Source organism: Methylorubrum zatmanii (assembly GCF_014845115.1).
In the GTDB taxonomy this organism is placed as follows: Bacteria; Pseudomonadota; Alphaproteobacteria; order Rhizobiales; family Beijerinckiaceae; genus Methylobacterium; species Methylobacterium zatmanii.
This window is the reverse complement of sequence record NZ_NKUI01000130.1, coordinates 1-7628: the sequence shown is the minus strand read 5'-3', so window position 1 is coordinate 7628 and position 7628 is coordinate 1. Positions and strand designations below refer to the sequence as shown.

Genomic DNA, 7628 nt, shown 5'->3' with positions numbered 1-7628 from the left:
CCGGCGAGCCGATCCCGGTCGAGCGCGCGGAGGGCGACGCCGTCATCGGCGGCTCGATCAACGGCACCGGCACCCTGCTGGTGCGGGTAACCGCGGTGGGGGCCGGCAGCTTCCTGCAGAAGGTGGTGCGCGAGGTCGAGGACGCCCGCGCCCTCAAGCCTGGCCTGCTCCACCTCGTCGACCGCGTCCTGCAGGTCTACACCCCGACCGTGCTCGCGGTGGCCGCGCTGGCCTTCGTCGGCTGGCTCGCCGGTTCGTGGTTGGCGGGCGGCGAACCCGACATCGAGCGGGCCGTGTTCGCGGGCTTGAGCGTCCTGGTCATGGGCTATCCCTGCGCCGTCGGGATCTCGGCACCGCTCTCCATCGTGCGGGGGTCCGGCGAAGCCGCCGAGCACGGCATCCTGATGCGGACCGGCGAGGCCTTCCAGGGCTATCGCCTCGTTGACACCGTCGTCTTCGATAAGACCGGGACCCTCACCGAGGGCCGGCCCGCGGTCCGCGAGGTCGAGGCGTTCTCCGGGAGCGAGGCCGATCTCGTCGCCGTTGCCGCCGCGGCCGAGGCCTCGTCCGAGCACCCGCTCGCGCAGGCGGTGGTCAAGGCCGCGTTCGCTCGCGGCGCCGTGCCCCCGGACGTGACCTCGTTCGAGGCCGTCCCGGGCAAGGGCATCGTCGCCCAGACCGAGGCGGGCAACGTCCTGGTCGGCAGCCCGGCCTTCCTCGCCGGCCACGGCATCGATCTCGCGCCCGCTTCAGCGCGCATCCTGACCCTGGAGGGGGCCGGGCGCACCGTCATCGTGGTCAGCCGGGACCATCGCCTGCTGGGTCTGCTCGCGCTCGACGACAGCCTGCGGTCCGACGCGGCGCAGGCGGTCGCGGCCTTGCGGGCTGAGGGCGTGAGGACGGTCCTGCTCACCGGTGACAACGAGCGGGCCGCCCGCCGGATTGCCGCCGAGGCGGGCATCGACGAGGTCCACGCGGGGGTGATGCCCGACGGCAAGGCGGAGACCGTGCGGCGCCTCCAGGCGACGGCCAAGGTCGCGATGGTCGGCGACGGCATCAACGACGCGCCCGCCCTGATGCAGGCCGATGTCGGCATCGCCATGGGCGGGGGCACCGACATCGCCATCGAGGCCGCCGACATCATCATCCTGTCGAACCGCCTGGCCGCGCTGCCGCTCGCCCGCCGCATCAGCCGGCGCAGCTACGCCAAGATGCTCCAGAACGTCTGGCTCGCCTTCGCCTTCAACGGCCTCGGCATCCCGATCGCCGCGACCGGCCTCATCAACCCGATCTGGGCCATGGTCGCCATGGCGGTGAGCGTCACCGCGATCTTCCTCAATTCCCTCTGGGGCCAGCCCGGACTGTTCCTGGGGGCGATCACGAGCGTCGGCAGCCTGCCCGGGACGAACGGGCTCGCCATCGAAGGAGGTCGGCGATGAGGTTCCTGATTTCTTCGAGCGGGGCGGCCGCACTGGCAGCTCTCCTCCTGGGACCGGTGGGGCCTGTTCGGGCCCAAGAGGACACGCCGGCCACGTCACGCCGCGGCTCCGATCTGAAGGTCGCGACCCTCCCGGTGGAAGGCATGGTCTGCCTCTCCTGCGCCGCCTCGATCAAGCGTGCGGTCCGGAAGGTGGACGGGGTGACCGACGCGGAGATCGATTTCGTCGGCCGCACGCTCCGCGTCACCTACGCCGCCGGCCGACCCCTCCTGCTCGGTCGCGTGCGGACGGCCGTCGCGGGCCTCGGCTACACCCCCGGTCCTCCCGTGGTGGCGCCGTGACGCTCGAACATCTCGTCCGGCCCCTGGCGACCGGCGCCGGCGGGCCGGCCGCCCTCTGGATCGCGTTCCTTGCCGGGGTCCTGGCCAGCGCGGTCTGCCCCTGCACCCTGCCGGTCGGGCTCGGCTTGGCCAGCGTCGCCGGGGCCTCGGAGGCGGGGTCCCGCCGCGCCGGCCTGCAGGTGGCCGGGTCCTTCTTCGCCGGAATCGTCCTGAGCCTCGCCGCCCTCGGCTCCGCGGTGGGACATCTCGGCGCGCTCGCGACGGAGGCGTTCGGCCGGAGCTGGGCCCTGCTCATGGCCGGCGTCTCGCTCGCGGCGGCGCTGCTCGCCTTCTGGTGGCCGCGCCTGCGCACCCGAGCGCTGACGGCCTGGCGCCACCCCGGCCTGCTCGGCGCCTTCGCCTACGGCGTGGTGTTCAGCGTCGGCACCTCGGCCGCGCCGCTGTTGCTGCTGCTCACGGTGGCGGCCGCGGAGGGTCGGGACGGGCGCGGCGTCGTCCTCGCCCTCGCCTTCGGCCTCGGTCGGGGCCTGCCCTTCCTCGCCGCCGGTGCGGCCGGGAGCGCGGTCACCCGCCTGGCCCGCCTCGGCGTCTGGGGCCGAGCCCTGCAGCTCCTCAGCGGCGCCGCCCTCCTACTGGTCAGCGCCTACTACGCGCGGGTCTACGCGGACCTGCTCTGAACCCCGGAGACCTCATGAGCGACGAAACCGCCTTTCTGACGGAGGTCACCCTCTCCGTGCCAACCATGTTATGCGACGGCTGCGCCGAGACGGTCCGTGACCTGCTGATGGCCATTCCGGGTGTCCGGCAGGCGAGGGCCAGCGCCTGGCGTAAGCACGTCGCCGTTCGCTTCGAGCCGTCCCGCGTCGGACCCGCGGAGATCCGGTCGGCGCTCGCCAATGGCGGGTTCGACGGCGCCGAGGTACAGGCATGATCCCCGGAACGGCGGAACCCGCGGAGGCTGACCGCGAGCGCCTCCTCCGCGTGCTCGCGGCAGCGGCGTTCGTGATCTTCTTTCAGGCGTTCATGGTCGCGCCGGTCCTGCCGCAGTTGGCGCAGGGGTTCGGCGTCTTGCCCGAGCGTGTCGGGCTCATCGTTCCGGCCTATTTGATTCCGTACGGCGCGGCGACGCTGGTCTACGGGCTGCTGGCGGACCGCCTCGGCGTCTGGCGCGTCATGGCGGGTTCCCTGGCCGCCTTCGCTGCGCTGACGGCCCTGACAGCCACGGCGAGCTCGGTCGGGCAACTCGCCACGTGGCGCTTCCTGACCGGCCTGGGGGCGAGCGGGGTCGTCCCCCTCGGCCTCGTTCTCGTGGGCCGGCTCTTCCCCTACGAACGACGCGGGCGCCCCTTGGGATGGCTGTTCGGCGCCATGGCCGGCGGCATGGCTTTCGGGTCGACCTTCGGCGCCCTGCTCGAACCGGTCGCCGGATGGCGCGGCCTCTTCCTGACCGTCGGCGCCGCCGGGGGCGCGCTCCTGCTCGTCCTTGCGCCGTCACGGGGGATCATCCCGGGCGCCACGGCGATCGGGACACGGCTGCCCGACCTGTTCCGCGGCTATCGCGACCTCCTGCTCATCCCACGCGGACGCCGCACCTATAGCTTCGTCCTGCTCAACTCGATGTTCCACTCCGGCGTGTTCACCTGGCTCGGCCTGTACTTCGAGCAGCGATACGGGCTCGGTCCCGTCGGGGTCGGCCTTGCGCTCCTCGGCTACGGCATCCCGGGCTTCCTCCTGGGGCCTGTCATCGGCCGCATCGCGGACCGGCGAGGGCGCGGCCGCCTGCTCCCGGTCGGGCTGCTCCTGGGGGCCTTCGCGGCGGCAGCTCTGACCCTCGACGCGCCGCTTCTCCTGGCTGCGGCGGCGGTAACGGTCCTGTCGCTCGGCTACGACATGACCCAGCCGCTGCTCGCCGGCGTCGTCACCGCGCTCGGGGGCCAACGTCCGGGGCAGGCCATGGGGCTCAACGTCTGCCTGCTGTTCACCGGGTTCGGGCTGGGAAGCCTGCTCTTCGGCGGATTGCTCCGCTTCGGGTTCGGGACGACGCTCGCGCTGTTCGCGGCGGCGGAACTGGCGCTGGCCGCAACTGCCGTGCGTCTCTTCAGGCCCGAGACGCCGTCCGTCGAAGGAGGACGCCCCTGAGCACGCCAACACCCGAATTCGAGGAGGATACCCTCGACACCGTCATCCTCTCCGCATTCCGGCAGGCGCGCCGCGAGGGACATCGCGACGCGGCCGAGCACCTCATGCGCGCCCTGGAGGCCCTCGCCGGCGCGGCCGACCCGTCGTCGGCATCGGCCTGCGTGGCCGAGGCATGCCTTGGCTTCGCGGACGAGCAGGGCACGGGACGCGCTTCCCCGACGTATGGAAGTCGATCGAGGCAGCCGCATTGAGCCTCGACGGTCCGTTCTCGTCCCGGGGCGGCAGGGTCTCTGAGGCGGAACGCGTCGGAGCGGAGCCGTGCCCCGCATTCGACACCTCTTAAGGCCGGGACGGCCCACCAGCCCAGTTTGAGGTGACCGCGGACGGCCCAACCGGCGCCGGCGGGCCGCTCGGGTGCACCGAGTCCCGCTGCGCAAGCGGAGCAGGAGCGTACCGTGCAGGAGGGCCCCGGTGCAGAGCCCCTGGAAGCGCTGGAGCGGCTCCGCCATCCTCGCTGCCGCTGCGCCGTACACGCGCTGGTTTGCCAAGCCGCGGACCTGCGCGAGCGTCGGGGACTCTCGGCCGGGCGAGGCGAAGCCCCAGGGGCGGGTGTCGCGGCCTCGTCGACGATCAGCGACGTGGACGTGCCTGTCACGAAGGCGGCGCCGCGGGACTCCGTCCGGCTGCGACGGCGCAGCCGGGTGCAAGCCACGCCCCCGCTCTCCGAGGCCGCCTGCCTTCACCTGCTCGTCGAGAACGCAGCCGTTCAGAGCATGTATCCGATGTCGGATGCTCCGGTTGGGTAGGCGAACATCGTCGTTTTCAGGTCTTCGGCCGTGAGACCATGCCGGATCGCCAGGCCGAAGATGTTGATGACCTCATCGACGTGGGGGCCGACCAAGTGCGCACCGAGCACGCGGTCGGTGTCCTCGTCGACCAGAACCTTGAAGCCGTAGGTGGGCTCGGCGACGCGCCGGGCCGTGTACCAGCCGGACACCCTCTGGCTCCGCAGGCGGAACCTCAAGTTCCTCTGCCGCGCCTCTGCCTCGCTCAGCCCGACGCTCGCGATCGGGGGGATAGTGAAGGCGACGCTCGGGACGCCGCGATAGTCAGGCCGGTACTGATTGCCCTCGATCATGTTCCGCACGGCAACCTTGGCGTCGTGGCTCGATACCGGCGTGAGGGGCGGCCCCGTCCGGGCGGCGTCGCCTGCGGCGTAGACGGCAGGGTTCGATGGGCTCTGCAGGAACGCGTTGAGCCTGAGATGCCCGCGCTCGTCCCGCGCGACGCCGGCGGCATCGAGCTGCAGCGGCTCCAGATCCGGGATTCGGCCCGCGGCGTGGACCACGAGGTCGGCCTCCATCGCCTCCTCGGCGCCGGTCTCGGACCGCGTCAGGACCGTGTACCCGTGCCCCGCCTTCTCGACCCGCACGACGGCGCGCCGCGTCCGCACGTCGATCCCCGCCTCGTGGAAGCTCTCCATGAGCCAACCGACGAGCTCGGGGTCGAACTGGGTCAGGAGGCGCTCGCCACGCTGCAGGATCGCGACGCTCGCGCCCGCCCGGGCCGCGATGTGCGAGAACTCGGCCGCGATGTAGCCACCCCCGACCAGGATGATACGAGGCGGGAGCTCCTCAAGCTCCAGGAACTCCTCGTTGGTGACGAGGTGCTCGGCGCCGGGAAAGGGGAGCGGCGCTGGGCGGGCTCCGGCCGCGATCAGGATGTGCCGCGCCTCGCAAACGCCCTCGCCCGCGATCGCGACCGCGTTCCGACCCACGAAGCGGGCTTGGCCGTGAAAGGCGTCGATGCCCTTCCCGGCGTAGTTCCTCGCCTGCTTCTCCGGGATCGGGGCCGTGAAGGTGCGCTTGAACGCCATGAGCTCCGGCCAGGACATCCGAGCCTCGGGCGCGACCACCCCGCGGGTGCGCATGCGGCGGATGTCGTCCATCACCTGGGCGCCGGTCACCAGCATCTTCTTGGGGTCGCATCCGCGCAGGGCGCAGGTGCCGCCGAAGGGCCGGAAGTCGGTCACTGCGACCTTACGGCCGGCGGCCGAGGCCCGATTGCTCGCGACCATGGCCGCCGTGCCACTGCCGATGATGATCAAGTCGTAGCTTCCAGCCATCTCGTTCACCCAGACTTGCGAGGGATGTCCTGCTCACCGGCAGCTCCTCTTCGGTCGCGAGCCCTGCCGGGACGGCCCGCATTGCGCGCGCAGGTGGCGCAGCACCGTCGGAGGTGTCAGCCGAAGCCGACCCGCCCGAGCGCTGCAAGGGCACCTGCGGCCGCCGGTTCGTACGGAGCCACGGAGGCCAGTGGCACGTCGGACGGAAGATGGATGGATGGGCAAGCCACAGCGGACGAGGGCAAGCGCGGCGAAGGCGAGGAAGGTGGCGACTCCCGCGCTCGCGCCGGTTCCGGGATATTGCCCACCTCACGCGAAGGGCCGCGAGCGGACAGCATGGAACCTCCCCGAACAGGTCGGCAGCCAGACAGGCGCAAGCGGGCCCCGGCTCGGCTTGGTGCCTCGGACGAGCCCGCGTCTGACCCGACCGGCGACAGAAGATGGGCCGATGGCCGCACGCACGATGGTCAACAAACCTGGAGCAGCTTCAGGTTTCCGCCGGGCCGGAAGTTTCTTCGGTTCCGTATCGGCCAGAGGTGAATGCGAAGTTCGGTCTGGATTGTCGAACAGGCTCGGCGGCGTCTGCCCGCGAACCTATCGGCCGGCCTCGGAGGGTGCCGGTTTGAGCGCGCTCGCTGCTGGCGGTCACGTGTGGAGCAGGCCGTCGGCCACCTGAGGCGGCGGGAAGCCGCCGGCCGCGTGCCCGAAGCATACGGCCGGCGGATGCAGGCGTCACGAGTCCTCGTCCTGGAACAGCGTCTCCATGATCGGACAGTCGGGTACGAGGCCGCCGATACAGGCCGCGGTCATGTCCTTCAGGACGCGCTCCATCCGCCGGAGGTCGGCGATCTTCGCCCGCACCGCGATCAGTTGGCGGTCGGCGACGCCCTGGACTTCCCCGCAGGTGACCGCGTGGCGGTCGACGAGCGTCAGCAGCGCCCGGATGTCCTCGACGCTGAACCCGAGCTCGCGGGCCCGGCGGATGAAGGTCAACCTCTGCCGGTGAGCTCGATCGTAGATCCGCTGGTTCCCGGCCGTCCGGGGCGGTGCCGGCAGGAGCTTGACCTTCTCGTAATACCGGATCGTCTCGATGTTGACGCCGGTTCCCTCAGAAAGCGCCCCGATGGTCAGGGCAGCGCGTCCGCGCGACGCAGGAACGATGCCCATGCAAATCTCCTTGAACCTGTAGTCGCTACAGATGCTAGCCCCTCCAAGGTGGGAGGGAAAGCCGTGTTGAAATTCTCCTTGATTGCCCGCGTCCCCCAGGCCTTGCGCAGGCATGCCCGGAGTGTGATCGACGAAATCTCGCGCTTCCGCCTCCGGCCGCTGCGCCTCGGGAGCCTTCCGGTCGTCCTGGCCCTGACCGGCCCGGCGCACGCCGGCGACGTGGGGCTCTTCGCGCTCCCGATCCCCGACAGCTACCCGGAAAGCGTGGCCGTCGGACCCGGTGGCACCATCTGGTTCACGGAGAAGCAGGGCAACAGGATCGGGCGGCTCGCTCCCGACGGCGAACTGACCGAATACCCCATCCCGACCCAAGACAGCCGCCCACAGGCGATCGTGGCCGGTCCGGACGGCGCCCTG

At 71.4% G+C, this 7628-nt stretch carries 8 protein-coding genes; 6 read left to right on the top strand and 2 right to left on the bottom strand.

The features are described from left to right. The 5 genes from MZTS_RS16195 to MZTS_RS16175 all read left to right on the top strand — a co-directional run. A partial coding sequence (locus tag MZTS_RS16195) for a heavy metal translocating P-type ATPase (RefSeq protein ID WP_192284631.1) occupies window positions 1-1439 on the top strand: 1439 nt, incomplete at its 5' end. Then, window positions 1436-1780, top strand: a complete 345-nt coding sequence (locus MZTS_RS16190) for a heavy-metal-associated domain-containing protein (RefSeq protein ID WP_012752955.1) — start codon at window positions 1436-1438, stop codon at window positions 1778-1780. The genes MZTS_RS16195 and MZTS_RS16190, both read left to right, overlap by 4 nt. Further along, window positions 1777-2457: a cytochrome c biogenesis CcdA family protein gene (locus MZTS_RS16185; RefSeq protein ID WP_009866213.1), complete on the top strand. Its 681-nt coding sequence runs from the start codon at window positions 1777-1779 to the stop codon at window positions 2455-2457. Before MZTS_RS16190 ends, MZTS_RS16185 begins: the two co-directional genes overlap by 4 nt. A 14-nt stretch (window positions 2458-2471) precedes the next feature. Further along, window positions 2472-2711, top strand: a complete 240-nt coding sequence (locus tag MZTS_RS16180; protein ID WP_012752956.1) for a heavy-metal-associated domain-containing protein — start codon at window positions 2472-2474, stop codon at window positions 2709-2711. Further along, window positions 2708-3919: an MFS transporter gene (locus MZTS_RS16175; RefSeq protein ID WP_012752957.1), complete on the top strand. Its 1212-nt coding sequence runs from the start codon at window positions 2708-2710 to the stop codon at window positions 3917-3919. Before MZTS_RS16180 ends, MZTS_RS16175 begins: the two co-directional genes overlap by 4 nt. Before the next feature lie 766 nt (window positions 3920-4685). Here the strand turns inward: MZTS_RS16175 and MZTS_RS16170 are convergent. Next, on the bottom strand, window positions 4686-6044 hold the full coding sequence (locus tag MZTS_RS16170; protein ID WP_012752959.1) for a dihydrolipoyl dehydrogenase family protein: 1359 nt from the start codon (window positions 6042-6044) through the stop codon (window positions 4686-4688). A 732-nt stretch (window positions 6045-6776) separates the two neighbouring features. Continuing rightward, window positions 6777-7211: a MerR family transcriptional regulator gene (locus MZTS_RS16165; RefSeq protein WP_012752960.1), complete on the bottom strand. Its 435-nt coding sequence runs from the start codon at window positions 7209-7211 to the stop codon at window positions 6777-6779. Window positions 7212-7274: 63 nt separating this feature from the next. On the opposite strand from MZTS_RS16165, the gene MZTS_RS16160 reads away from it, so the two are divergent. Next, window positions 7275-7628: virginiamycin B lyase family protein (locus MZTS_RS16160; protein WP_425492754.1), on the top strand; the 354-nt coding region annotated here is incomplete at its 3' end.

Coding starts and splice junctions, on each gene's coding strand:
- MZTS_RS16190 (WP_012752955.1), top strand. CDS start 1,436: ATGAGGTTCCTGATTTCTTCGAGCGGGGCGGCCGCACTGGCAGCTCTC.
- MZTS_RS16180 (WP_012752956.1), top strand. CDS start 2,472: ATGAGCGACGAAACCGCCTTTCTGACGGAGGTCACCCTCTCCGTGCCA.
- MZTS_RS16175 (WP_012752957.1), top strand. CDS start 2,708: ATGATCCCCGGAACGGCGGAACCCGCGGAGGCTGACCGCGAGCGCCTC.
- MZTS_RS16170 (WP_012752959.1), bottom strand. CDS start 6,044: ATGGCTGGAAGCTACGACTTGATCATCATCGGCAGTGGCACGGCGGCC.
- MZTS_RS16165 (WP_012752960.1), bottom strand. CDS start 7,211: ATGGGCATCGTTCCTGCGTCGCGCGGACGCGCTGCCCTGACCATCGGG.